Source organism: Dietzia sp. SYD-A1, assembly GCF_015356725.1.
Lineage (GTDB): Bacteria > Actinomycetota > Actinomycetes > Mycobacteriales > Mycobacteriaceae > Dietzia.
Map to the genome: position 1 here is coordinate 1 of NZ_JADDKI010000436.1, position 433 is coordinate 433.

Sequence of the window (433 nt, forward strand, 5' to 3'; positions counted from 1 at the left end):
GGCAGGGAGTCCAGGACGGACCCGAGACCGGGCTCGTCGGCCGAGCGGTTCCACGGCATCCGGGCCAGGGCCGCAGCCATGGCGCAGGAGTTGCTCGCGGCGGAGTACGTGAGCCCGGCGCCGATCGCTCCCGCCAAGTAGGCGAACTTCGGCGAGGCGAGCGTGGATGCGGTGACGCCGGCCAGGACGAGCGAGCCGGCGACCATCCGGACCTGTCTGTCCATCGCCCAGACGCCCTTTCCGCGGACGATCTCGCCACCGGCGGACTCGAACGCGGCGATCCCGCCGTCGAGGACGGTCACCGAGTCGGGGTCGACGCCCACGGCCTCGAGTCGTTCACCGGCCTGGCGGGCGCGGTTGCCCGACTGGCAGATCAACACGACCTGCCCGGGCAGGCGGGAGGCGAACTCCTCGCCGTGCTCCGCGAGCAGGG

Annotated in this window: 1 protein-coding gene; it reads right to left on the reverse strand. The window is 73.0% G+C overall.

Annotated features, from left to right (window positions below):
• The coding region (locus tag IY392_RS15375) for a YgaP-like transmembrane domain (RefSeq protein WP_194861673.1) at nucleotides 1-433 on the reverse strand (433 nt) is incomplete at both ends.